The organism is Streptomyces sp. NPDC050535, from assembly GCF_044457665.1.
In the GTDB taxonomy this organism is placed as follows: Bacteria; Actinomycetota; Actinomycetes; order Streptomycetales; family Streptomycetaceae; genus Streptomyces.
The window spans coordinates 261,232-285,164 of the sequence record NZ_JBITHE010000010.1 but is presented as its reverse complement, the minus strand read 5'-3'; the positions used below and the strand labels follow the sequence as shown (position 1 = coordinate 285,164).

Below are 23,933 nucleotides of genomic sequence, written 5' to 3'. Positions count from 1 at the left end.
CTTCCGTTTCCGTCAAAGTCAAAGAGCGAGGGGGTGTTACAGGTGTCAGTGGGCCGGCTTGAGCGGAAGCAGGGCGCTGATGCGGAAACCGCCCCCTGGACGCGGCCCCGCGTCCAGGGTGCCGCCGACCATACCGACGCGCTCCCGCATACCGATCAGCCCGTGCCCCTGGCCGTCGGCGCCCCCCTCCTCGTACAGCTCGTGGGGCGCGCCCTTGCCGTCGTCCTCGACGAGCAGCCCGAGGCCGTCGTCGAAGTAGACCAGGCGCACGCTGGCGCCGGTGTTCGGGCCCCCGTGCTTGCGCGTGTTGGTGAGCGCCTCCTGGACGATGCGGTACGCGGTGAGCTCCACGCCGCTGGGGAGGGGGCGCGGGGTGCCCTCCACCTTGAAGTCGACGGGGAGCCCGGAGGTGCGGCACTGCGCGATGAGGTCGTCGAGCTGCTCGACGTCGGGCTGCGGCACGTACTCGCCGGTCTCCTGGTGCTCGCCGGTGCGCAGTACGCCGAGCAGGCGGCGCATCTCGGCGAGGGCCTGCCGGCCGGTCCCCGAGATGGTCTCCAGGGCCTTCCTGGCCTGGTCCGGGGCGGTGTCCATGACGTACGCGGCGCCGTCGGCCTGGACCACCATCACCGAGACGTTGTGCGCGACGACGTCGTGCAGTTCGCGGGCGATCCGGGCACGCTCGGCGGCGACGGCGACCTTGGACTGCGCCTCGCGCTCCTTCTCCAGGCGGGCGGCACGCTCCTCGAGCTGGGCGAGATAGGCACGGCGGGTGCGGATGGAGTCGCCGAGCACCCAGGCGAGCGCGAAGGGCACCGTCTGGAAGACGGCTATCAGGACGACGCCCGGCGCGCCCGTCCCCGGCTCGGGCCAGCGGATCTGCGCGAGGGTTCCCGCGGCCAGGCCGCCGGTCAGCGAGAAGCGGGAGGCCCAGCGGGCGCCGTCCGCGGCGACGGTGTAGATGATCACCAGCATCGCGAAGTCCGCGGGCATCACCTCGACGTCCGCGATGAGCTGTACGACACCCATCGCGGCGACCAGGAGCAGCATCTTCTCGGGCATCCGGCGGCGCAGTGCGACCGCCAGGCACAGGAGGACGGCGATCGGGAGGGCCGCGGCCGCCGACCCGTGATGGTTCGCCTCGGCACCGGCGACACTGAGGAGACTCGCGCCGGTGATCCCGAACAGGACGACGGCCCAGAAGCCGTCGACCCACGTCGGGTGCCTGCGGAGGAAGTCATAGAGGCGCTGCACGTAACCCAGAGTAGGGACGCGTGCTGTGTGCAGGGGTCAACCCGAGGATCGATCCGCAGCCGCCGCGCGTACTCCCCAAGGTGGAGACCCGCTGGTTCCGGCCGCTTAGCCTGACCCCGTGACACGTGAGGAAACGGACGGATTCCGAGGCTGGCGCGAGGCGACGGAGGAGGCCCTGTACGGGCCCGAGGGCTTCTACCGCAGGCCCGAAGGGCCCGCGGCCCACTTCCGTACGTCGGTGCACGCCTCCCCGCTCTTCGCGGGCGCCGTGGCCCGGCTGCTGTGCCAGGTCGACGAGGCGCTCGACCGCCCCTCCGCGCTCGCCTTCGTCGACATGGCGGCGGGCCGCGGCGAGCTCGTGACCGCCGTCCTGGCCGCGCTCCCCGCCGAAGTGGCCTCCCGCGCGCGTGGGTACGCCGTCGAACGTGCCGGCCGCCCCGCCGGCCTTGATCACCGGATCGAGTGGCTCGCGGAGCCCCCGGCGGGTGTCACCGGGCTGCTGTTCGCCAACGAGTGGCTGGACAACGTGCCCGTGGACGTCGCCGAGGCGGACCCGGAGGGCGTGGCGCGCGTGGTGCTCGTACGCCGGGACGGCACCGAACGGCTCGGGGAACCGGTCCGGGGGGCGGACGCGGCGTGGCTGCGGAAGTGGTGGCCGCTGTCCCCCGAAGGAGGCCGTGCCGAGATCGGGCTCCCCAGGGACACCGCCTGGGCCGGTGCCGTCGCCTCTCTCGGGCGCGGTCTGGCCGTGGCCGCCGACTACGCGCACACCGCCGCCGGGCGGCCGCCGTTCGGGACCCTCACCGGCTTCCGGGAGGGCCGGGAGACGGTGCCCGTGCCGGACGGCTCCCGCGACATCACCGCGCATGTGGCGCTGGACGCGTGCGCGCGGCCCGGGGGGCGCGTGGTGACCCAGCGGGACGCCCTGCGCGCGCTGGGCGTGAGCGGCGCACGCCCGGCGCTCTCCCTCGCGTCCACAGACCCCGCCGCGTACGTGCGCGCCCTCGCGAGCGCCGGCGCGGCGGCCGAGCTGACCGCGCCCGGCGGCCTGGGCGACTTCGGCTGGCTGCTCCAGCCAGTCGGATTGCCGAACGTGCCTGCCGACGGCCCGCTTCTCGACGGCCTACTTGTCGATGTCCCCGACCACGAAGAACAGTGACCCCAGGATCGCCACCATGTCCGCGACCAGCGTGCCCGGCAGCAGTTCGGTGAGCGCCTGGATGTTGTTGAACGAGGCCGAGCGCAGCTTCAGCCGGTACGGGGTCTTCTCGCCCTTGCTGACCAGGTAGTAGCCGTTGATCCCGAGCGGGTTCTCGGTCCAGGCGTAGGTGTGGCCCTCGGGCGCCTTGAGGACCTTGGGCAGCCGCTGGTTGATCGGGCCCGGCGGGAGGTCCCCGAGCCGGTCGAGGCAGGCGTCCGCGAGGTCGAGCGCGTTGTGCGTCTGCTCCAGGAGGACCTCGAAGCGGGCCAGACAGTCGCCCTCCTGGCGCGTGACCACCTTCAGGGTGTCCTGGAGTTCGCCGTACGCGAGGTAGGGCTCGTCCCGGCGCAGATCGAAGTCGACCCCGGAGGCACGCGCGATCGGCCCGCTCACGCCGTACGCGTGCACGGCCTCCGGCGCGAGCGCCCCCACGCCCCGCGTACGCCCTCTGAAGATCTCGTTGCCGAGGACCAGCTCGTCGTAGACGCCCATCCGCGAGCGCAGGCCGGTGACGGCGTCCCGCGCGCGCCCCGTCCAGCCGGCCGGGAGGTCCTCCTTGAGGCCGCCGACCCGGTTGAACATGTAGTGCATCCGGCCGCCGGAGACCTCCTCCATGACGTGCTGGAGTTCCTCGCGTTCCGTGAAGGCGTAGAAGATCGGGGTGATCCCGCCCAGTTCCAGCGGATACGAGCCGAGGAACATCAGGTGGTTCAGGACCCGGTTGAGCTCCGCGAGCAGCGTGCGCGTCCACACCGCCCGCTCGGGGACCTCCATGCCGAGCATCCGCTCCACGGCGAGGACCACACCCAGCTCGTTCGCGAAGGCGGACAACCAGTCGTGGCGGTTGGCGAGCATGATGATCTGGCGGTAGTCGCGCGCCTCGAAGAGCTTCTCCGCGCCGCGGTGCATATAGCCGATGACCGGCTCCGCGTGCTGGATCCGCTCGCCGTCCAGCACGAGCTTCAACCGCAGCACACCGTGCGTGGACGGGTGCTGGGGCCCGATGTTGAGCACCATGTCGGTACTCTCCGCGGCGCCGCCGATGCCAACCATGGTCTCCGTGGTGGGAGTCATGGGCACAGTGTCTCGTACGTACGCTTGCCACATGGAGACGGGGAGCATGGAGACCACCGGAAATCCGGCCACCGAGCCGGTCTGGACCGGGCTGCCCCGCGGGCTGCTGCGGATGCGACGCCTGCTGCTGGTGGTGTGGCTGGGGCTGCTGGCCATCGCGGTGGGGGTGCCGCTCGGGCTGTTCGCCGGGCCCGTCTGGGCCCTCTTCGCCCTGCTGCCGCTCGCCCTGCTGGCCTGGGCCTGGCCGATGCTGGGGCGCAACTGGCGGTCCTGGCGGTACGCCGAGCGGGCGGACGACCTGCTGATCAGCAAGGGTGTGCTGTGGCGCGAGGAGACCGTGGTGCCGTACGGGCGGATGCAGTTGGTCGAGGTGACCTCCGGGCCGGTCGAGCGGCACTTCGGGCTCGCGAGCGTGCAGCTGCACACCGCGGCCGCCGCGACCGACGCGCGCATCCCCGGCCTCGCGCCGGACGAGGCCGAGCGGCTGCGCGACCGGCTCACCGAGCTGGGCGAAGCCCGATCGGCTGGACTGTGACGACGCCGCCCACGGCACCCCTGGGCGCCGACAAGGACATACGGGAGGGGAAACCGCTACTCGAGCGGCGCCTGCACCCCGTGACCCCGCTGCGCCGCGCGTGGGCGCCGGTCGCGGTGGTCGCCGGCTGGGCCGTGCACGACCCCAACCAGGCGCAGGAACAGCTCACCAAGCTCGCCACGACCACGCTCCTCCTCGGATTCGCCGCGGCCGTCCTGGGCGGTGCCTTCTACGGCTTTCTGACCTGGTGGTTCACCCACTTCGCGGTGACCGACACCGAACTGCGCATCCGTACCGGCCTGTTGTTCCGGCGCACCGCGCACATCCGGCTCGACCGACTCCAGGCCGTCGACGTCACCCAGCCGCTGCTGGCGCGCGTCGCGGGTGTCGCCAAGCTCAAACTCGACGTCATCGGGGCCGACAAGAAGGACGAACTGGCCTACCTGGGCGAGGACGAGGCCCGCGTCCTGCGTGCCGAACTCCTCGCCCGCGCCGCCGGTTTCGCGCCCGAGACGGCGCACGAGGTCGGCGAGGCCCCCGTACGGCAACTGCTGCACGTACCGGCGGGCAAGCTCGCCGTCTCCCTGCTGCTCACCGGCGCCACCTGGGCGACACTGACCGCCGCCCTCGTCGTACCGACGCTGCTCTGGCTGGCCACCCACAGCGTGTGGACGGTCCTCGCGACCGCGCTGCCGCTGCTCGGAGCGGCGGGTGCCAACACCCTGGGGCGGTTCGTCAGCGAGTACGACTGGACGGTGGGCGAGTCGCCGGACGGGCTCCGGATCGACCACGGGCTCCTGGACCGTACGCACGAGACGGTGCCGCCCGGACGTGTGCAGACCGTGCGGATCGTGGAGCCGCTGATGTGGCGCCGACGGGGCTGGGTGCGGGTGGAGCTCGACGTGGCCGGGTCCTCCAACTCCGTACTCGTGCCGGTCGCCCCGCGCGAGGTCGCCGAGTCGGTGATCGCGCGGGTGCTGCCGGGCGTGACGGTCCCGGCACGGCTGTCACGGCCGCCGCGCCGGGCCGGCTGGTGCGTGCCGTTCTGGTGGCGGGGTTACGGACTCGCGGTCACCGACACCGTCTTCGTGGCCCGCCACGGGCTGCTGCGCCGCAACCTCGCGCTCGTGCCGCACGCGAAGGTCCAGAGCGTACGGCTGAAGCAGGGGCCCTGGGCCCGCTTCAAGGGGCTCGCGCACATTCATGTGGACACGGGAGCCAACAAGAGGGTGACGGCGCGGCTGCGGGACGCCTCGGAGGCGGCGGAGCTGCTGCAGTCCCAGGCCGACCGGTCACGCACGGGGCGGCGGGAGGCCCGACCGGACCGGTGGATGGCGTGAGCGGTCCGAGCGGTGGGGGGGGGGGGGGGGGGGGGGGGGGGGGGGGGGGGGGGGGGGGGGGCGCCCCCCCCCCCCCCCCCCCCCCCCCCCCCCCCACCGCCGGGTCAGGAAACCGCGCTCCGCAGTTCCGCCACGTCGATCCGCTCCGTCTCGTCGTGGACGGTCAGGTCGATGACCTGGCCGACGCCGCGGGACTCCTCGTCCGCGGGCTTGAAGCCGGACTCCGCCTCGGCCTTGTGCAGGGCGAGCGCCTCCTGGCCGACGACATCGGCGAGGTCCTCGTTCTGTACGGCGTCCAGCGCGTCCGGCGCCTCCGCCTGCGTACCGAAGAAGTCGAAGCCGCCCTCGACCGAGGGACGCCGTACGGGCGCGGCCGGTACGACGGCCACCGCGGTCGGCACGGTGAAGTGCCCGGAGGGCGGGGCGGACTTGACCGGCTTGACGGGCTTCGCCGGCTTGGCGCGGGCCGGGCGGTCCGGGGGCGTCGGCGGCTCCGGGTGGTCCGCGGACTCGACGCTCTCGGCCGACGCCGGGGACGGGGCCGACGCCGATGCCGGGGACGGGGCCGACGCCGGCGCCGGGGCCTGCGGGGACTTCGACGGGGAGGGCTTCGACGGGAACGGCTCGGGCGGGGAGGGCTCCGACGGGGACGGCTTCGCCTCGGCGGCCGCGGGCTCATGACCGTCGGCCGCCTTGGGCTTCCCCGCTGCCTCGCCCTCCTCCGCCGCGGCGCTTTCGGACGGGCTCGTCCCGGCCGTCGTCTCGGCCGTAGTCCCCGCCTCCGCCGAACCGCCGTGCTCCGGCTCGTCCGGCAGGGCCGCGTCCGGCTCCGGGTCGTCGTCCGTGCCCGGGGCGCCGTTCCCGATCCGGTTCAGCGCGGCGTTGGCGCGCAGGAAGAGCGACGAGCCGGTCGGGGAGAAGACCTGGGGGGACTTCGGTGCGTCCGCGTCCGCGTCGTCCTCGTCCTCGGCCTCGGCTGCTCCGGCCGTCTTGGCTTCCCCGGCCGTCTCATCGGCATCGGCAGTTTCGCCGGCGTCGCCGGCGTCGTCGGCGTCCGGTCCGGCGGCATCCGCCTCAGGAGCGTCGGCAGCATCGGGCGCAGCGGCCACATCGGCTGCCGCAGTCGTCTCAGCCGCATCGGCTGCCGCAGCTGTCTCGTCCGCATCGGCCGCCTCAGAAGCGTCAAGCGCCTCGGGCGACTCAGGTGTCTCGGTGGACTCGGCTGCCTCGGTCGACTCGGACGCCTCCGCATCGGTCGCGGCCGAAGCCGTCAGCGCGGCGGGCAGCGCGCGGGCCGGCTCCGAGGTTTCTATCTCGAGCAGCCGGCGCCCCTCCAGGGCGGTCGCGCGCTCGGTCTCCGCCGTGGCGTACCGCCTGAGCAGTGCCGCGTGTTCATTGCGCAGGCCGGCCAGCTCGGACCGCTTCGCGCGCAGCTTGTGCTCCAGCTTGACCCGCAGCTCGCGCGACTCGTCGAGGTCGGTCTCCAGTTCGGCGACCCGCTCCTCGTAACGCCACTCGTCGCTCGCCCGCGCGCGCGCGAGGTCCGCGACCTGTTTGCCCGCGGACGAGTCCCAGCGGCGCAGCACGACCGCGCCGAGCACCGCCGTCAGCGCGGCGCCCGCGGCCAGCCCACGGAGCACCAGCGGCTCGGTGAACAGCCAGGGCCCCACGGCGCAGACGAGCGAGACGCCCGCGATCGCCGACGGAGGCAGCAGCCTGTGCAGAGGCGGGGAATGGCGATGACGTCCACGTGGCATGGCCAGAAACTTACCGCGCGTAGGCGAATCTTGGTGCCCCGCCCGGTAAAAACACAGTCGTCTCGCAGCTTTCACACGGCTCGGCGCTCTCCGCGGACACTCACGCCCCTAATTCGATCAAGTCTTTAGGTCTCATTTCCGAAACGGCCCGCGCTTCAGCGCTCGTGCAGCCGCCCGCTCATCCACTCCAGCGTCCCCGGGATTTCCCGCCGCCACGTGTTGAAGTTGTGACCGCCGCTGTCGAGGATGACCGACGAGATCCGGGTCGGCCTCTTCGACTTCACCAAATCGATGAACTCCAGCGTCTCCCGGTAGTTGGCCTCCCCCGCTTTGCTGCTGCTGACGAGCAGTGAGGTGTCGGGCGCGGGCCTGTGCCGCAGGTACCACCTCAGGTCGGCGCTGTTCCGCAGCTCGTCGTTCCCGTGGAAGAGGTCACCCGTCGTCGGGTCGAGGGGCGCTCTGTAGTACGCCGACAGGCCTGCCCCCGCCGCGTACACCTCGGGATGGTGGACGGCGAGTTTCAGGGCGCAATAACCGCCCGTGGAGTCGCCGACGATGCCCCAGCGGCCGGGTTTTCCGCCCACCCTGTAGTGGGCCGATACGGCGTCGGGGAGATCCCTCGCGAAGAACGACTCGGTCTGCGGGCCGCCCGGGATGTCCACGCACTCGGTATCGCGCGGTGGCGCGACGGTCGGCCGCAGCATGACCAGGATCATCGGCCGCATTGCGCCGTCCCTGACCAACTCATGGGCCGTACGCGGGTAATGCAGGCCTTTGATGAGCGCTTCCGCCGTGCCCGGGTATCCGGTGAGGACCGCGGCGGCCGGGAAGGTACGGGTGCGATACCTCGGCTGGAAGTACTCCGGGGGGAGATAGACGTACGCCGGTGTCGCGATGTGTGTCGTACGGCCCACGATCTCGATCTTCTGGATCTGGCCGCCGACGTGCGGCCGGGAACCGCCGGCCACCTTCACCTCCTGGGTGCCGACCACCCGAAGGGGAGCGCCGCCGGTGCCGTCGTGGTCGACGACCACGCCCTCGCCCGTCTCCCGGCCGAAGAGGTCGGCCCAGCTCGCGTAGAAGCCGAACGCCTGGTTGGCGCTGAGGCCGACGGCGGCGAAGACCACCACCTGGGTGGCCAGCAACAGGCCGATCCGTCCGCTGAAGGACCGCCAGCCCCGCCGCGCCAGCCGCGGCCACAGCCACACCGTGCCGACGAACAGCAGTACGGCGAGCAGGATTGCCGCCACCAGCACATTGTCACTCGTGAGACCCATTGGACCGCTCTGCCCGCGCTTTCCCTGCTCTTTGGACCGGCTTTCCCGTGAGGAGTGAACCTGCGTCCCCAAGACACCGTCCTAGAGGGCGCAATGTCGCCGGATGCCGGATTGGCGTCGGCACCAAGGTCTCTCGCAGAACCACGGGATGCGATGTCTGTCAAGGTAGAGGGTGAAATGTCGGGCGTGGTTCCGGACCGAACGAGCCGCACGCGGCGCACAGTCCGAGGCCGGCTGGCCCGCGGCCCTCTGATTGGCGGCTCGATGACCGGTGGCTCAACGGACAGTGCTTCAACGGACAGCAGTTCGGAGGTCATCGGCTCAACGGCCCGTGGCTCAAAGGTCGTCGGCTCAAAGGTCGTCGGCTCAGCGGCCGGCGGCTCAACGGTTCGTGAGCCGCTGGTTCCTGGCCCACGGGCCCGAAGCCCGCTGGTACGCGGGCCGCGTCCCGACGCCGTTCCCGCCCTGATCGCCACCGCCTGCACGCTGGTGGGGTTCCTGGACATCGCCGCGGGAGTCTTCCCGCGCTTCCGGCACAGCCGTATGCACACCGTGGCCGAGGTACTCCCTGGCGCGCTGGGCCCGTTCGCCGCCGCACTGTCGCTCAGCACCGGCGTACTCCTGCTGCTGCTCGCCCACGGGCTGCGCCGCCGCAAGCGCCGGGCGTGGCGGGCCGCCGTCGCCCTGCTGCCGGCGGGCGCGGTCGCCCAGTTCGCCTACCGGCACTCGCTCATCGGCGTCGTCATCTCGCTGGCCCTGCTCGCTCCGCTGCTGCGCCACCGCGGCGAGTTCGCCGCGCTGCCGGATCCGCGCAGCCGCTGGCGCGCGCTCGCCAACTTCGTTCTCATGGGCGCCGGTTCACTGGTCCTCGGGCTGGTCATCGTCAGCGTCCACGCGAGCCGGATGGTCGGCGACCCGAGCCTGGCCGACCGCATCACCCATGTCCTGTACGGCCTGTTCGGCTTCGAAGGGCCCCTCGACTACACGGGACCCACCTCGTCGACGGTCGCCTTCTCGCTGGGCGCGCTCGGTCTGCTGACCGCGATCACCACGATCTACCTCGCCTTCCGCCCCGAACACCCGGCCGCGCGGCTGACCGATGACGACGAGAGCCGCCTGCGCGCCCTGCTGGCCAAGCACGGCGGCCGCGACTCGCTCGGCCACTTCGCGCTCCGCCGCGACAAGGCGGTCGTCTTCTCGCCGAGCGGCAAGGCGGCGGTGACCTACCGCGTCGTGTCGGGAGTGATGCTGGCGAGCGGCGACCCGGTGGGCGACGTGGAGGCCTGGCCCGGCGCCATCGAACGCTTCATGGACGAGGCGAAGGCACACTCCTGGACGCCCGCCGTCATGGGCTGTTCCGAGACCGGCGGCGAGGTGTGGACCCGCGAGACGGGCCTCGACGCCCTCGAACTCGGTGACGAGGCGGTGGTGGACGTGGTGGATTTCTCCCTTTCCGGGCGCCCGATGCGGAATGTGCGCCAGATGGTGAAACGTATCGAAAGGGCCGGTTACGAAACCCGGGTACGGCGCGTACGCGACCTGAGCGAGGGTGAGCTGGAGCGGATCCGGCGCGCCACGGAGGACTGGCGGGGCACGGACACCGAACGCGGTTTCTCGATGGCGCTCGGCCGCATCGGCGACACGGCCGACGGGGACTGCCTGATCGCCACCGCCCACAAGGCCGACGGACCCGGCACCCGCGCGGAGCCCGGCCCGCACGCCCCCTCCGTCCCGTACGGCGGACCCGGCCCGTTTGCCGGACCCGGCCCGTACGGCGACCTGAAGGCCGTACTCCACTTCGTGCCCTGGGGAACGGACGGCGTGTCCCTTGACCTCATGCGCCGCGACCGCGCCGCGGACCCCGGCATGAACGAACTCCTCATCGTGGCCGCGCTCCAGGCGGCCCCCCGCCTCGGAATCGAACGGGTCTCCCTGAACTTCGCGATGTTCCGCTCGGCGCTCGCGCGCGGCGAGAAGATCGGCGCGGGCCCGGTGCTGCGCGTCTGGCGGAGCCTGCTGGTCTTCCTGTCCCGCTGGTTCCAGATCGAGTCCCTGTACAAGTTCAACGCCAAGTTCCGCCCCCGCTGGGAACCCCGCTTCGTCGTCTACCGCACCTCCCGCGACCTCCCCCGCATCGGCCTCGCCGCCATGCAGGCCGAGGGCTTCGTCAGCCTCGCGCTGCCACGGCTGCTGCTGCGCCGCAGGGCGGCTCCGCGTCCCTGCGCGCACGCGGTGGCGGAGCGGGAGGTCCGGACGGCGTAGGCCCGGCGCCATGACCCGGGCGGGCCGGTGGGGCGGCCCGGTGAGGAGAGGCCGCGAGGCGGTCGAAAGGTCCCGTCGGCGCCGTTGCCCGCCCACAGGGTCGAAAACGTCCCGTGCCAGAGGCCTAGGCTGGGCGTATGAGCATTGAGCGCGGGCGCGGCCAAGTCGCGGGACTGCCGACGTGGGACCGCTGCGCGGTCATGGGGGTGGTGAACGTGACCCCTGATTCGTTCTCCGACGGAGGCCGCTGGTTCGACACGACGGCCGCCGTGAAACACGGCCTCGGCCTGGTCACCGAGGGCGCCGACCTGGTGGACGTGGGCGGCGAGTCCACCCGCCCCGGCGCCGCCCGCGTCGACGAGGCGGAGGAGCTCAAGCGGGTCATCCCCGTCGTCCGGGGCCTCGCCTCCGAGGGCGTCACCGTGTCCGTGGACACCATGCGCGCCGGTGTCGCCGAGCAGGCGCTCGCCGCGGGAGCCATCCTCGTCAACGACGTCAGCGGCGGCCTCGCCGACCCCTCGATGATCCCGGTCGTCGCGGCGGCGGGCGCCCCCTTCGTGGTCATGCACTGGCGCGGCTTCCTGGAGGGCGGCAACGTGAAGGGGACGTACGAGGACGTCGTCTCCGAAGTCGTCGACGAACTGCACGCACGTGTGGAGGCCGTTCTGGCCGGCGGCGTAGCCCTCGACCGGATCATCGTCGACCCGGGCCTCGGCTTCTCCAAGGACTCCGAGCACGACCTGGTGCTGCTGGCCCACCTGGACCGGTTGCGCGAACTCGGCCGCCCCCTGCTGGTCGCCGCGTCCCGCAAGCGGTTCCTGGGCCGCGTCCTGGCGGGCTCGGAAGGCGCACCGCCCCCCGCTCGCGAGCGCGACGCCGCCACCGCCGCCGTCTCCGCCCTCGCCGCCCACCAGGGCGCCTGGGCGGTCCGAGTCCACGAGGTCAGGGCCAGCGCCGACGCCGTGCGCGTCGCCAGGGCCGTAGAAGGAGCCCGGTGAGCACCCCCCGCACCGACATCGAACAGGTCGAACTCGCCAACACGGCCTTCTACGAGGCCCTGGAACGGGGCGACTTCGAAGAGCTGTCGTCGCTCTGGCTCGCCCCGACGGACACGGCGGACGACGCCGTCGAGAGCGGCGGCGAGGAGGAGGGCGAGGGCCTGGGCATCTCCTGCGTCCACCCCGGCTGGCCCGTCCTCAACGGCCGCGGCGAGGTACTGCGCTCCTACGCGCTGGTGATGGCGAACACCGAATACATCCAGTTCTTCCTCACCGACGTGCACGTCTCCGTCGTCGGCGACACGGCGCTGGTCACCTGCACCGAGAACATCCTCAGCGGCGGACCCGCCCCCGACGACAGCGACGAGCTCGGCCCGCTCGTCGGTCAGCTCGTCGTCGCCACGAACGTGTTCCGCCGCACGGCCTACGGCTGGAAGCTCTGGTCGCACCACGCCTCCCCCGTCCTCGCCGAGACGGGTGAGGCGGATGACCAGGACTCACCCGGCTGACTGATTCGGCGGCCGGCGGGGATCAAGGGGTGGTTGGAGTCACGTACCCCTGGGTAGGGGCGGCTACCAACCCGTGAGCCGCCGTGTTCCCCAGGGGAAACGCCCGATGAAGCCTCGTGCCCATCGGCAGGGCGTCCGCCCCCGCGGACCAGGACTGTCAGTGCCCGCGGGTAGATTCGTTCGTGGCGGGTGTACCGACCGCACCAGGTACATACCTGCCGCTACCGACGATTGCAGGAGTGATTCGCGTGGATCGTGTCGCGCTGCGCGGCCTCAAGGCCCGCGGGCACCATGGCGTCTTCGCCAGGGAACGCGAAGAGGGCCAGACCTTCATCGTGGACCTGACGCTGGGCCTGGACACCCGAGCGGCCGCGGCCGATGACGACCTGGCGAAGACCGTGCACTACGGCGTGGTCGCGGAGGAGGTCGTGGCGGTCGTCGAGGGCGACCCCGTCGATCTCGTCGAGACACTGGCCGAGCGGATCGCCCAGACGTGCCTGAAGCACGACAGGGTGCAGGAGGTCGAGGTCTGCGTCCACAAACCGGACGCGCCGATCACGGTGCCCTTCGACGACGTGACCGTCACCATCACCCGGAGCCGAGCATGACCGCCTTCTTCACCGAGGGTCAGAGCGACCCGACCGTACAGCCGGTGCCCGCCTCCGTGACGGAGCAGGTGGACGCCGCGGACACGACCCTGCACAACCCGAGGCGAGCGGTGATCTCCCTCGGTTCGAACCTGGGCAACCGTCTGGAGACCCTCCAGGGCGCCATCGACGCCCTGGAGGACACCCCCGGCGTCCGCGTCAAAGCGGTCTCCCCCGTCTACGAGACGGAGCCCTGGGGCGTCGCCCCGGACAGCCAGCCGACGTACTTCAACGCGGTGGTGGTCCTGCGGACGACCCTGCCGCCCTCCTCCCTCCTGGAGCGCGCGCACGCGGTCGAGGAGGCCTTCCACCGGGTCCGCGAGGAGAACTGGGGCCCGCGCACGATCGACGTCGACATCGTGGCGTACGCGGACGTGGTCTCCGACGACCCGGTCCTGACCCTCCCTCACCCGTACGCCCACGAGCGGGCCTTCGTCCTCGCCCCCTGGCACGACGTGGAACCCGAGGCACAGCTCCCCGGCCGCGGCGCCGTGGCCCAGCTCCTCGCGGCGGTCGCCCGGGACGGTGTCGCGCCCCGCGCCGACCTGGAACTCCGGCTGCCCGAGTAGTCGTTAAGGTCAAGACGACTACAGGCGGCCGACCGAAGGGGCAAAGTGAAAGAGCTGCGTATCAGGACGCTGGCCGCGGTGTTCGTCATCGCGGGGGTGCTGTGCTGGGCGGGTGCCCGCCTGTGGAACTCGGTGGGCACGCTCCCCCGCGTCCCGCTGGCCGCCCCCATCGTCCTGGCCCTGATCGCGGTCGTCCTGCTGGCCACGGCGCTCTCGCTGCGCGCCCGCCTCAGGGCCCAGCGCGAGCGCCGCCCGGGCGCCAAGGGAGTCGATCCCCTGATGGCGGCCCGCGCCGTCGTCTTCGGCCAGGCCAGCGCCCTGGTCGCCGCCCTGGTCGCCGGGATGTACGGCGGCACGGGCGCGTTCCTGCTCGAGTCCCTGGACATCCCCGCCCGCCGCGACCAGGCCATCTACGCCGGCTTCTCGGTCCTCGCCGGCATCGGCGTCATAGCGGCCGCCTTCTTCCTCGAGCGCGTCTGCAAACTCCCGGAGGACGACGACGAGAACGGCGGCACGGCAGCGGCCGTGTAGGGACCTGCTCAAGACCCGCCACACGCTCCCCCCGGGCGTCCCTCACCCGCCCTACCGCGCCATGATCAGGCTCATCGCCTCATTGCGGGTGGCCGGGTCACGCAACTGCCCGCGCACCGCCGAGGTGATGGTCTTGGCCCCGGGCTTGCGCACACCCCGCATCGACATGCACATGTGCTCGCACTCGACGACGACGATCACCCCGCGCGGCTCCAGGATCTTCATGAGCGAGTCGGCGACCTGGGTCGTCAGCCGCTCCTGCACCTGCGGGCGGCGGGCGTAGACGTCCACGAGGCGGGCCAGCTTCGAGAGGCCCGTGATCTTGCCGTCGGAGGACGGGATGTAACCGACGTGCGCGACCCCGACGAACGGCACGAGGTGATGCTCGCAGGAGCTCAGCACCTCGATGTCCTTCACCAGCACCATCTCGTCGTGCCCCAGGTCGAACGTCGTCGTGAGCACGTCCTCCGGCCGCTGCCACAGACCCGCGAATATCTCCCGGTAGGCCCGCGCCACCCGTCCCGGAGTCTCCCGCAGTCCCTCACGGTCCGGGTCCTCGCCGACCGCGATGAGGAGCTCTCGTACGGCGTTCTCGGCTCGCTTCTCGTCGAAGTCGCCGATCACACCCTCGCCGTCCAGCGTCACGGGGTCGGTCATGTGGGTCCTCGTTCCTGTGCCTCACACGCGTGCCGGTCGACGCGCCAAACGTACGGGCATACGAAAATGCCGCGCCCCTCAGGTTAAAACCTGAGGGGCGCGGCATCCATTCCGGGCCTGGTGAGGACACCGGGAGCCACGAGGTCAGCTCTCGGGGCGCTCCTCCGGGACCGCCTCCGTCGCCGGGACGGACTCCGTCACGCCGGCGATGGCCGGCGTCGAACCGTTCGCCCCGTTCGTCAGTGACAGCTCCTTGGGGGAGAGCACCGGCGGGCGGGTGGACGGGGTGCGCCGAGAGGAGCCGGTCCACGCGGGGCGGGCCGGACGCTTGATGATGGGAGCGAAGACCTCGGCGATCTGCTCCTTGCTCAGCGTCTCCTTCTCCAGCAGCTGGAGCACCAGCGCGTCGAGGACGTCACGGTTCTCGACCAGGATTTCCCAGGCCTCGTTGTGCGCGTTCTCGATGAGCTTCTTGACCTCTTCGTCGACGAGCGCGGCGACCTCTTCCGAGTAGTCACGCGGGTGCGACATCTCCCGGCCCAGGAAGGGCTCGGTGTTGTCGCCGCCGAACTTGATCGCGCCAAGACGCTCGGTCATGCCGTACTGCGTGACCATCGCGCGGGCCGTGGTCGTGGCCTTCTCGATGTCGTTCGCAGCGCCCGTGGTCGGGTCGTGGAAGACGAGCTCCTCGGCCGCGCGCCCGCCCAGCATGTACGCGAGCTGGTCGAGCATCTCGTTGCGGGTCGTGGAGTACCTGTCCTCGTCCGGCAGGACCATCGTGTAGCCGAGGGCACGGCCACGCGACAGGATCGTGATCTTGTGGACCGGGTCGGAGTTCGGAGACGCCGCCGCGACCAGGGCGTGGCCGCCCTCGTGGTACGCGGTGATCTTCTTCTCCTTGTCCGACATGATCCGGGTCCGCTTCTGCGGGCCCGCGACCACACGGTCGATCGCCTCGTCCAGCATGTCGTTGTCGATCAGCTTCCCGTTGTTGCGCGCGGTGAGCAGCGCAGCTTCGTTCAGCACGTTCGACAGGTCCGCGCCGGTGAAACCGGGCGTACGCCTGGCGACCGCCGACAGGTCGACGCCCGGGGCGACCGGCTTGCCCTTCTGGTGAACCTTGAGGATCTCCAGACGGCCCTGCATGTCCGGGCGGTCGACCGCGATCTGGCGGTCGAAACGGCCGGGGCGCAGAAGGGCCGGGTCGAGGATGTCGGGCCGGTTCGTGGCGGCGATCAGGATGACGCCGCCCTTCACGTCGAAGCCGTCCATCTCGACGAGCAGCTGGTTGAGGGTCTGCTCGCGCTCGTCGTGACCGCCGCCGAGGCCGGCACCGCGGTGCCGTCCGACCGCGTCGATCTCGTCGACGAAGACGATCGCCGGAGCGTTCGCCTTGGCCTGCTCGAACAGGTCACGGACTCGGGAGGCACCGACACCGACGAACATCTCGACGAAGTCGGAACCCGAGATCGAGTAGAAGGGAACGCCCGCCTCGCCCGCGACAGCACGCGCGAGCAGCGTCTTACCGGTTCCAGGGGGCCCGTACAGAAGCACACCCTTGGGGATCTTCGCCCCGACGGCCTGGAACTTCGCCGGCTCCTGGAGGAACTCCTTGATCTCGTGGAGCTCCTCGACCGCCTCGTCCGAGCCCGCCACATCGGCGAACGTCGTCTTCGGGGTGTCCTTGGTGATGAGCTTCGCCTTGGACTTCCCGAAGTTCATGACCCGGGAGCCGCCGCCCTGCATCTGGTTCATCAGGAACAGGAAGACGACGACGATGAGAACGAAGGGAAGCAGAGACAGCAGGATGCCCAGGAACGGGTTCTGCTTGGACGGCGCCACGGTGTAGCCGTCCGGGATCTGCTTGTTCTGGAACTTGTTCTGAAGGGTGTCTGCCAGGGTCACGCCCTGGTTGCCGATGTAGCTCGCCTGGATCTTGGAGCTGCCGTCGACCTTCTCGCCATCCTTGAGAGAGACCTTGATGATCTGCTCGTCGCCGGTGGTGATCTTGGCCGACTCGACCTTGTTGTCATTGATCGCCTGGACGACCTGGCCGGTGTCCACTGTCTTGTAGCCGCCGGACGAGCCGACGACCTGCATCAACACGACCACGGCAAGGACGGCCAGCACGATCCACATGACCGGCCCACGGAAGTATCGCTTCACGTCCATCCATACGGAGCGGTGACGCCCCGTCCCTCCTGCCATAGTGAGTTTGATAAAGACTTTTAAAGACTGTTCTTCGGACGGTACCCCAGCATTGTCACCCGAAGACGCAGGGGACGGCTGGCAATCCGGCCTACGCATGCTCCAACGGCGGGAACCCCGCTGGGGTTCCCGGTGTCCTGTGACGGCTGTGCTAGCCGCCGTAGACGTGCGGCGCGAGCGTACCGACGAACGGGAGGTTGCGGTATTTCTCGGCGTAGTCGAGGCCGTAGCCGATGACGAACTCGTTCGGGATGTCGAAGCCGACCCACTCCACCTCGATGGCGACCTTGGCCGCGTCCGGCTTGCGCAGCAGGGTGCACACCTTGAGGGAGGCGGGCTCGCGGGAGCCGAGGTTGGAGATCAGCCAGGAGAGTGTCAGCCCCGAGTCGATGATGTCCTCGACGATCAGGACGTGCTTGCCCTTGATGTCGGTGTCGAGGTCCTTGAGGATCCGCACCACACCTGAGGACTGGGTGCCCGCGCCGTACGAGGACACCGCCATCCAGTCCATGGTGACGGGGGTGGACACCGCACGCGCCAGGTCCGCCATGACCATCACCGCGCCCTTGAGGACACCGACGATCAGCAGGTCCTTGCCCGCGTACTCCGCGTCGATCTTCGCGGCCAGCTCAGCCAGCTTGGCGTCGATCTCTTCCTTGGTGATGAGCACCGACTTGAGGTCGGTACCCATGTCTTTCGCGTCCACCCGCATCACTTTCGGTCGTCCGTCCGAACCTTTTCGGCGGGCTCCCGGACCGCCCGCGACCCGCGTGTGCGGGCCCCCGGAGCCGCGTGAGCGGTCCCGGTGGAGGGTCCGGTTTCAGCCTTGCCGGATCACCAGTCTGCCACCCTGCCGCTGGGCGACGACCTTGCCCGGGAGATTGATGGCCCCCTGGCCGCGCCAGCCGGTGATCAGCCGGTCGACTTCCTCGATGTGCCGGGCGAACAGCGACCCGGCCGGGGCGCCCGCCTCGATGGCGGCACGGCGCAGGATGCGGCGGCGTACGGCGGGCGGCAGGGCGTAGAGCTTGGCGCACTCCAGGAGGCCCGCCGCGTCCCGTACGGAGGCCTCGGCCTGGCTGGCCCAGGCGTCCAGGGCGTCGGCGTCGTCGCGGGAGAGCTGGGCCGTCCGGGCGAGCGCCTCGACGACTCCTTTGCCTAGCGCCTTCTCCAGGGCGGGCAGGCCCTCGTGGCGCAGCCGGGAGCGGGTGTAGGCCGGATCGGCGTTGTGCGGGTCGTCCCAGACGGGCAGCGACTGGACCATGCAGGCCTTGCGGGCGGTCTGCCGGTCCAGGTACAGGAACGGGCGGCGGTAGCGGCGGGCGGCCCCCGGGCCCCCGGAGACGGCGGCCATGCCGGACAGGGAGCGGATCCCGGAGCCGCGGGCGAGACCGAGCAGGACGGTTTCGGCCTGGTCGTCACGGGTGTGGCCGAGCAGGATCGCGGTGGCGCCGTGGCGTTCGGCCGCGGCGTCCAGGGCGGAGTACCGGGCGTCGCGGGCGGCGGCCTCGGGCCCGCCGTCCCGGCCCACGGTGACGGCGACGGACTCGGCCGGGGTCAGCCCCAGTTCGGTGAGGCGCAGCACGACCTCGTCGGCGCGCAGGTCGGAACCGGGCTGGAGACCGTGGTCGACGGTGATGCCGCCGGCGCGGATGCCGAGTTTGGGGGCTTCGAACGCGAGGGCGGAGGCGAGGGCCATGGAGTCGGCGCCGCCGGAGCACGCGACGAGCACGAGGGGCGGCGGGGCCACCTCGCCGGCCGGGCGTCGCCGGGAGCCCGCGGGAGGCTGCTCGTGGAGGGCCGGCGCGGGGACTTCGGGGGCGGGCGAGCGCCTGGTTCCCGGAGCGGGTACGCGCTCGGCGGCGGACGGGCGCGCGGCGTCGGCGAACGCGCGCCGGGTGTCGGGGGCGGGCGGATGCTCGGTGAGGATGTCGTGGAGTACGCGGCGAACCGCCAGGCGTATCGCGGCGACCGCAGGATGGGGACCCATGTCCGGTTCCCTTCATGAAATTTTCGGGGGGTTAACCCGGTGTCGGTCACTCAGAGTGTGTAGATGGTGACAGAACCGGGCCGTTCCCCGAGCATTGCACGCCTACGCATGCCTCACGGTCCCTCGGACGGGTGATTGGAGGGGCGTTCGCCTGCCGTCGGCCGGATCCGCTTCACAACCCTCCCGCAGGGGTCACGATTCGGCCTTGCGGTGCACCCGCGCGACCCAGTCCGCCGGTTTGGCGATCTCCGTCTTGGTCGGGAGCGTGTTCGGAGAGGTCCACACCCGGTTGAACCCGTCCATGCCGACCTCGTCGACGACCGCCCGTACGAACCGCTCGCCGTCCTTGTACTGCCTCAGTTTGGCGTCCAGGCCGAGCAGTTTGCGCAGTGCCAGGTCCAGGCGCGAGGCCCCCTTGGCGCGGCGCTGCTGGAACTTCTCGCGGATCTCGGCGACGGACGCGACGACCTCCGGGCCCACGCCGTCCATCACGAAGTCGGCATGGCCCTCCAGGAGCGACATCACGGCGGTCAGCCGGCCGAGGATCTCCCGCTGGGCGGGCGTCTGCACGATCTCGACGAGGGACCTGCCGCCGTCGTCCTCCTCGCCCTCGGGGCGTCCGCCTGCCAGCGACTGGGCGGCTTCGCGAATACGTTCGAGGACAGTCATGGGGTCGACCTCGGTCTCCCCCAAGAACGACTGGATTTCACCCTCGAGGTGGGCCCGCAGCCAGGGCACGGCCGTGAACTGGGTGCGGTGCGTCTCCTCGTGCAGGCACACCCAGAGGCGGAAGTCGTGGGGCTGTACGTCGAGTTCGCGCTCCACGTGGACGATGTTCGGCGCGACGAGCAGGAGCCTGCCGCCGCCGTTCGCCCCCGCGGGCAGCTCACGCGTCGCCGGGGCGAACGTCTCGTACTGGCCGAGGACCCTCGACGACATGAACGAGAGCAGCATGCCCAGCTCCACGCCGGTGACCTTGCCGCCGACGGCGCCGAGGACGGCTCCGCCCGGGGTGCTCCCGCGCCGCTCCTGCATCTTGTCCAGCAGCGGCTTGAGCACCTCCCGGAACCCGGCGACGTTCGCCCGCACCCAGCCGGGGCGGTCCACCACCAGTACGGGGGTGTCGTGGGTGTCCTCCGTGCCCATCCGGGTGAACCCCCGGACGTGCGCCTCCGAGGCTTTCGCGTGCCTGCGCAGCTCCGCGACAACCTCTCTGGCCTCGTCACGGCTCACCTCGGGACCCGGGCGTACGAGCCGTGTCGCGGTTGCCACCGCGAGATTCCAGTCGACCATCTCGGCACCACCGATGCTCGTCATGCGTCAACCGTACGTGAGCGTGTCCGACTGCGGTTAGGAACTGTCCCGCCGATCATGTGACCGTCGCTTGGTCGGATCGTTATCCCAAACATGGGGTGGGGTGAACGTGGTGATCTGTCGGATGCGGAGTGGGAGCGGCTGCGGCCGTTTCTGCCGGTGAGTAACGGTCGGTGCGGGCGGTGGCGTGATCACCGGCAGGTGATTGATGGGATTCTTCACCAGGTTCGGACCGGGGTGCACTGGCGCGATCTGCCCGAGCGGTTCGGGCCGTGGAAGACGGTTTACGAGCGCCACCGGCTGTGGTCGGCCGACGGCACCTGGGAACGGCTGCTGCAGCAGGTCCAGGCCGCAGCTGACGCGGCCGGTGAGATCGACTGGGACGTCTCGGTGGACTCCACCATCGTGCGCGCCCACCAGCACGCGGCCGGTGCCCGCACCGACCCACCGCCGGCTCTTGCCGGCTCAAAGGGGGAGGAGATGGTGGAACACCAGGACGAGACTTGGTGGCAAAGCCTCGTCGGCCGACTGGTGGAGGTGGTGCGGGAGGCGAGGGCCTGGGGCGTTCACGCGGAGGCTTCACCAGCAAGATCCACCTCAGCGCGGACGGCTGCTGCCGACCCCTGTCCCTGATCGTCACGCCCGGGCAGCGGGCCGACTGCACCCAGTTCGTTCCGGTGCTGGAGAAGATCCGGATCCCGCGGCTCGGGTTGGGCAGGCCCCGCAAGAAACCCGACAGCGTCGCGGCCGACAAGGGCTACAGCAACGGTCCCTGCCGCGAGTACCTGCGGCGGCGAGGCATCCGGCACACGATCCCCGAGAAGTCCGACAGTCAGGCCGCCCGCCTGCGCAGAGGGTCACGAGGCGGACGGCCACCGGGCTTCGACGAGGACCGGTACAAGAAGCGCAACACCGTCGAACGGGCCATCAACAAGCTCAAGAACGCCCGGGCCGTCGCGACCCGCTACGACAAGCGCGGCTACGTCTTCCTCGGAACAATCACCGCCGCGGCCCTGGTCATCTGGCTGCGGTCATGAATCGACGTGCTGGTCTTCCGTCCCGGACACAACCGGCTCGGTGTTGAGCGGCCAGCGATGGCCGGCGTCATGCAGCTTGCTCAACGCGGAGTGATCGTTGGACACCATCACCTGGGCCAGCCGGGCTGCCGCCGCGACTACGGCCAACCAGCCCGGTGAGTCCAGGTAGGCCTCGTCGCGCGCCGCGACGCCGACCGAGTCCTGAACCGCGCTGCAGGCAGCACCGAGACGCGCCATCAGCTCGGCTTCCTCCTCGCTCCGAAGGCACTGTCCCAGCCAGGGCAGAGGGTTGTTCGCATCGCAGAAGTCGTCGAAGATTACGTGGACGGTGTAGTCGAGGTCCTCGAATTGATCCGGATCGAGCCACACCTCTCGCTGCCACGTCGGGCTGGCCAGTGCCACGACCGCAGGCACGACGTGGAGGCGGTAGTGAGGCAGGGCAATGCCGTGATCAATCACAAGCAAAGAGTATGCATCCGATGATCGGCGGGACAGCTCCTAGGGGTACGGGCGGCCGGGCGCCACCCGTGCGGAACCCACGGTGCCGTTGGTGCCCCCGGGTCGGCGGAGGCGGGGGCCTGTTTTCCCGTTGCGCCCGGCGACGGCCGACCGGCCGACTACCGGCAGCCGCACGCCGCGAGCGCCGTCGCCGTGCGGTCCAGGGCCGCCTGGGCCGCCTTCGGCTCCGGGGGACGGGCCTCGTCGGAGGTCAGGAACGCGAAGGCCAGCAGGCGGCCGTCGGCGTCGACCACCGTGCCCGCCAGGGTGTTGACGCCGGTCAGGGTGCCCGTCTTGGCGCGTACGACACCGGTGGCGGAGGCGTCGGCGGTGTAGCGGTCGCTGAGGGTGCCGGTGAAGCCGGCGATGGGGAGGCCGGTCAGGACGGGGCGGAGTTCGGGGCGGGAGGGGTCGCCGGCCATCGCCAGCAGCCCGGTGAGCAGGCCGGCCGTCAGCTTGTCGGCGCGGTCCAGCCCGCTTCCGTCGGCGAACTTCACGCCGGTGAGGGGGAGTCCGAGCTTCTTCAGCCGCGTGCCGATCGCCGACGCGCCGCCCTGGAAACTCGCCTGCCCGCCCGTCGCGAGGGCGACCTGCCGGGCCAGTGCCTCCGCGATGTCGTTGTCGCTGTTCGTCAGCATCCGCTCGACGAGGGCCGACACGGGCGGTGAGGCGACGGAGGCGAGAGCCTGCGACCGGCCCGTCGCCTTCGAGGGACCGGGCGACGTCGTCTTGATGCCCTTGGCCTTGAGCAGCTCCGCGAACGTCCTGGCCGCGTCCCCCGCCGGGTCCTCGCTGCGCGTCACCGGGCCGCTGTCCGAGTCGTCGGTGCGGGCCTCGTCGACCATCAGGGCGCTGACCGGTGCGAGGTTCGGGTTGGCACCGATGGGGTGCACGGCGGAGCCCGCGTACAGCGAGGTGTCGTACGAGAGCGTCACCTGTGACATCCCGCGTGCCTTCAGGGCGCTCGCCGTCCCGTCGGCGAGGGTGCGCAGGCTCGCCCAGCCCTTCGCGTCCTTGCGGGCGGTCAGGGTCGGGTCGCCGGCGCCGACGAGGACGACCTCGTTGGTGTCGGGCTCCAGGACCGCGCGCGTGGTGATGCGGTGGTCGGCGCCGGGCGCGGAGAGCGCGGCGACGGCGGTGGCGATCTTCGTGGTGGAGGCCGGGGTCTGGGCCACTCCCGCGTCCATGCCGTACAGCACCTTGCCGGTCGCCACGTCGACGACCGCCGCGGTCCGCTTCGCACCCAGCGCGGGGTCCTTCAGGAGCGGTTCCAGCACGTTCGCGAGGGCTTTCGGCGCGGGAACGGTGTCCGAGGAGCCCGTGGCGCCGCCGAGTCCGGCCAGTACGGTGGCGGCGCTGGGCGCGGCGTGGGGCGCCTTGCCGGACGTACCGGACGCAACGCCGTGATCTGTGCCACCCTCGCTGTTCCGCGACGCGGCCCAGTCGCGCTCGGCCCTACGCTGCCCCGAGGCGTCCCAGGGACCTGCCGCGGCCACCGACCCGGCCGCGAGCGCCAGGCCCACGGTGGCGGCGACGGCTGTGAGCTGCGAGGTCGTCAACTTGACGGATCGCGGCCGCACGGCTTGGGTGATCCGCGCCACGTGCGGTTCAACCGAACGCGCGACCCGCACCACATGCGGTCTCGCGGCCCGCCAAACCCTCACCTCTGGCACGATCACCAGCCCCTTTCGCGATCACCCACCTGCGTGAGGGACACTTAACCACCAGAACTATGTGCTGATCATGGAGGAGCCACCGGTGGAGTTCGACGTCACGATCGAGATTCCGAAGGGTTCGCGGAACAAGTACGAGGTGGACCACGAGACCGGTCGGATCCGTCTGGACCGTCGACTCTTCACCTCGACCAGTTACCCGGCCGACTACGGCTTCGTCGAGAACACTCTCGGCGAGGACGGCGACCCGCTGGACGCGCTGGTCATCCTGGACGAGCCGACCTTCCCGGGCTGCCTCATCCAGTGCCGCGCGATCGGCATGTTCCGGATGACGGACGAGGCCGGCGGCGACGACAAGCTGCTGTGCGTTCCGGCGCACGACCCGCGTGTCGAGCACCTGCGCGACATCCACCACGTGTCGGAGTTCGACCGCCTGGAGATCCAGCACTTCTTCGAGGTCTACAAGGACCTGGAGCCCGGCAAGTCCGTCGAGGGCGCCGACTGGGTGGGCCGTACGGAGGCCGAGGCCGAGATCGAGCGTTCCTACAAGCGCCTCAAGGAGCAGGGCGGTCACTGACCAGCTCCGCTTCCGTCCGGGCCGT

22 protein-coding genes are annotated in these 23,933 nt (G+C 71.0%); 11 read left to right on the top strand and 11 right to left on the bottom strand.

Translation table 11 applies throughout. The annotated features are described in order from the left end of the window. Window positions 1–45: 45 nt before the first annotated feature. Complete coding sequence (locus ACIBLC_RS23670; protein WP_399213136.1) at window positions 46–1,254, bottom strand: sensor histidine kinase; 1,209 nt, start codon at window positions 1,252–1,254, stop codon at window positions 46–48. A 118-nt stretch (window positions 1,255–1,372) separates the two neighbouring features. Between ACIBLC_RS23670 and ACIBLC_RS23665 the strand changes: the two genes are divergently transcribed. Next, a complete protein-coding gene (locus ACIBLC_RS23665) occupies window positions 1,373–2,413 on the top strand; it encodes an SAM-dependent methyltransferase (protein WP_399213135.1) in 1,041 nt (346 codons plus the stop codon). Here the strand turns inward: ACIBLC_RS23665 and ACIBLC_RS23660 are convergent. Next, window positions 2,378–3,529, bottom strand: a complete 1,152-nt coding sequence (locus ACIBLC_RS23660) for an NADH-quinone oxidoreductase subunit D (RefSeq protein ID WP_399213134.1) — start codon at window positions 3,527–3,529, stop codon at window positions 2,378–2,380. The two genes, ACIBLC_RS23665 and ACIBLC_RS23660, sit on opposite strands and share 36 nt — an antisense overlap. A 31-nt stretch (window positions 3,530–3,560) precedes the next feature. Here ACIBLC_RS23660 and ACIBLC_RS23655 point away from each other — a divergent pair, with 31 nt between their 5' ends. Together ACIBLC_RS23655 and ACIBLC_RS23650 are read left to right on the top strand one after the other, a co-directional pair. Next, window positions 3,561–4,064, top strand: coding sequence for a PH domain-containing protein (locus tag ACIBLC_RS23655; RefSeq protein ID WP_399213133.1), 504 nt, complete (start codon window positions 3,561–3,563; stop codon window positions 4,062–4,064). Beyond that, complete coding sequence (locus tag ACIBLC_RS23650) at window positions 4,061–5,404, top strand: PH domain-containing protein (protein WP_399213132.1); 1,344 nt, start codon at window positions 4,061–4,063, stop codon at window positions 5,402–5,404. Before ACIBLC_RS23655 ends, ACIBLC_RS23650 begins: the two co-directional genes overlap by 4 nt. 104 nt (window positions 5,405–5,508) lie before the next feature. Here ACIBLC_RS23650 and ACIBLC_RS23645 read toward each other — a convergent pair whose 3' ends face one another. Then, window positions 5,509–7,161, bottom strand: a complete 1,653-nt coding sequence (locus ACIBLC_RS23645) for a hypothetical protein (protein WP_399213131.1) — start codon at window positions 7,159–7,161, stop codon at window positions 5,509–5,511. A 155-nt stretch (window positions 7,162–7,316) separates the two neighbouring features. Next, window positions 7,317–8,438, bottom strand: coding sequence for an alpha/beta hydrolase (locus ACIBLC_RS23640; RefSeq protein ID WP_399213130.1), 1,122 nt, complete (start codon window positions 8,436–8,438; stop codon window positions 7,317–7,319). A 264-nt stretch (window positions 8,439–8,702) separates the two neighbouring features. On the opposite strand from ACIBLC_RS23640, the gene ACIBLC_RS23635 reads away from it, so the two are divergent. From ACIBLC_RS23635 to ACIBLC_RS23610, 6 genes are all read left to right on the top strand, one after another. Continuing rightward, window positions 8,703–10,700, top strand: a complete 1,998-nt coding sequence (locus ACIBLC_RS23635; protein ID WP_399213129.1) for a phosphatidylglycerol lysyltransferase domain-containing protein — start codon at window positions 8,703–8,705, stop codon at window positions 10,698–10,700. Window positions 10,701–10,837: 137 nt separating this feature from the next. After that, window positions 10,838–11,698 (top strand): dihydropteroate synthase, encoded by an 861-nt coding sequence (gene folP / locus ACIBLC_RS23630; protein ID WP_399213128.1) that lies wholly within the window; start codon window positions 10,838–10,840, stop codon window positions 11,696–11,698. Continuing rightward, a complete protein-coding gene (locus ACIBLC_RS23625; RefSeq protein ID WP_399213127.1) occupies window positions 11,695–12,207 on the top strand; it encodes a nuclear transport factor 2 family protein in 513 nt (170 codons plus the stop codon). The genes folP and ACIBLC_RS23625 overlap by 4 nt, the downstream gene beginning before the upstream one ends. A 248-nt stretch (window positions 12,208–12,455) precedes the next feature. Continuing rightward, entirely contained in the window at window positions 12,456–12,815 is a 360-nt protein-coding gene (gene folB, locus ACIBLC_RS23620; RefSeq protein ID WP_399213126.1) for a dihydroneopterin aldolase, read from the top strand. Next, entirely contained in the window at window positions 12,812–13,423 is a 612-nt protein-coding gene (gene folK, locus ACIBLC_RS23615; protein WP_399213125.1) for a 2-amino-4-hydroxy-6-hydroxymethyldihydropteridine diphosphokinase, read from the top strand. Before folB ends, folK begins: the two co-directional genes overlap by 4 nt. A 45-nt stretch (window positions 13,424–13,468) precedes the next feature. Further along, window positions 13,469–13,954 (top strand): DUF3180 domain-containing protein, encoded by a 486-nt coding sequence (locus ACIBLC_RS23610; RefSeq protein WP_399213124.1) that lies wholly within the window; start codon window positions 13,469–13,471, stop codon window positions 13,952–13,954. Between the two features lie 51 nt (window positions 13,955–14,005). On the opposite strand, the gene folE is transcribed toward ACIBLC_RS23610, so the two are convergent. The 5 genes from folE to ACIBLC_RS23585 form a co-directional block, all read right to left on the bottom strand. Then, a complete protein-coding gene (folE, locus tag ACIBLC_RS23605; protein WP_399213123.1) occupies window positions 14,006–14,611 on the bottom strand; it encodes a GTP cyclohydrolase I FolE in 606 nt (201 codons plus the stop codon). 144 nt (window positions 14,612–14,755) lie between these two features. After that, window positions 14,756–16,783: an ATP-dependent zinc metalloprotease FtsH gene (gene ftsH, locus ACIBLC_RS23600; protein WP_399213122.1), complete on the bottom strand. Its 2,028-nt coding sequence runs from the start codon at window positions 16,781–16,783 to the stop codon at window positions 14,756–14,758. 187 nt (window positions 16,784–16,970) lie between these two features. Then, entirely contained in the window at window positions 16,971–17,531 is a 561-nt protein-coding gene (hpt, locus tag ACIBLC_RS23595) for a hypoxanthine phosphoribosyltransferase (RefSeq protein ID WP_399213121.1), read from the bottom strand. A gap of 108 nt (window positions 17,532–17,639) precedes the next feature. Then, the gene (tilS, locus tag ACIBLC_RS23590; RefSeq protein WP_399213120.1) at window positions 17,640–18,809 is read right to left on the bottom strand and encodes a tRNA lysidine(34) synthetase TilS; all 1,170 of its coding nucleotides are present in this window, start codon (window positions 18,807–18,809) and stop codon (window positions 17,640–17,642) included. Window positions 18,810–19,001: 192 nt separating this feature from the next. Continuing rightward, on the bottom strand, window positions 19,002–20,126 hold the full coding sequence (locus ACIBLC_RS23585) for a zinc-dependent metalloprotease (protein WP_399213119.1): 1,125 nt from the start codon (window positions 20,124–20,126) through the stop codon (window positions 19,002–19,004). A 90-nt stretch (window positions 20,127–20,216) separates the two neighbouring features. On the opposite strand from ACIBLC_RS23585, the gene ACIBLC_RS23580 reads away from it, so the two are divergent. Further along, window positions 20,217–21,160 (top strand): IS5 family transposase gene (locus ACIBLC_RS23580; RefSeq protein WP_399213118.1). Its coding sequence is split into 2 segments (ribosomal slippage): window positions 20,217–20,606 and window positions 20,609–21,160, totalling 942 coding nucleotides; the frame shifts between segments, so codons are not numbered across the junction. Here the strand turns inward: ACIBLC_RS23580 and ACIBLC_RS23575 are convergent. Together ACIBLC_RS23575 and dacB are read right to left on the bottom strand one after the other, a co-directional pair. Further along, entirely contained in the window at window positions 21,155–21,619 is a 465-nt protein-coding gene (locus ACIBLC_RS23575; RefSeq protein WP_399213117.1) for a hypothetical protein, read from the bottom strand. The two genes, ACIBLC_RS23580 and ACIBLC_RS23575, sit on opposite strands and share 6 nt — an antisense overlap. Before the next feature lie 158 nt (window positions 21,620–21,777). Next, entirely contained in the window at window positions 21,778–23,337 is a 1,560-nt protein-coding gene (gene dacB / locus ACIBLC_RS23570; protein ID WP_399213115.1) for a D-alanyl-D-alanine carboxypeptidase/D-alanyl-D-alanine-endopeptidase, read from the bottom strand. Between the two features lie 79 nt (window positions 23,338–23,416). On the opposite strand from dacB, the gene ACIBLC_RS23565 reads away from it, so the two are divergent. Then, window positions 23,417–23,908, top strand: coding sequence for an inorganic diphosphatase (locus tag ACIBLC_RS23565; protein WP_318321238.1), 492 nt, complete (start codon window positions 23,417–23,419; stop codon window positions 23,906–23,908). Window positions 23,909–23,933 lie beyond the last annotated feature (25 nt).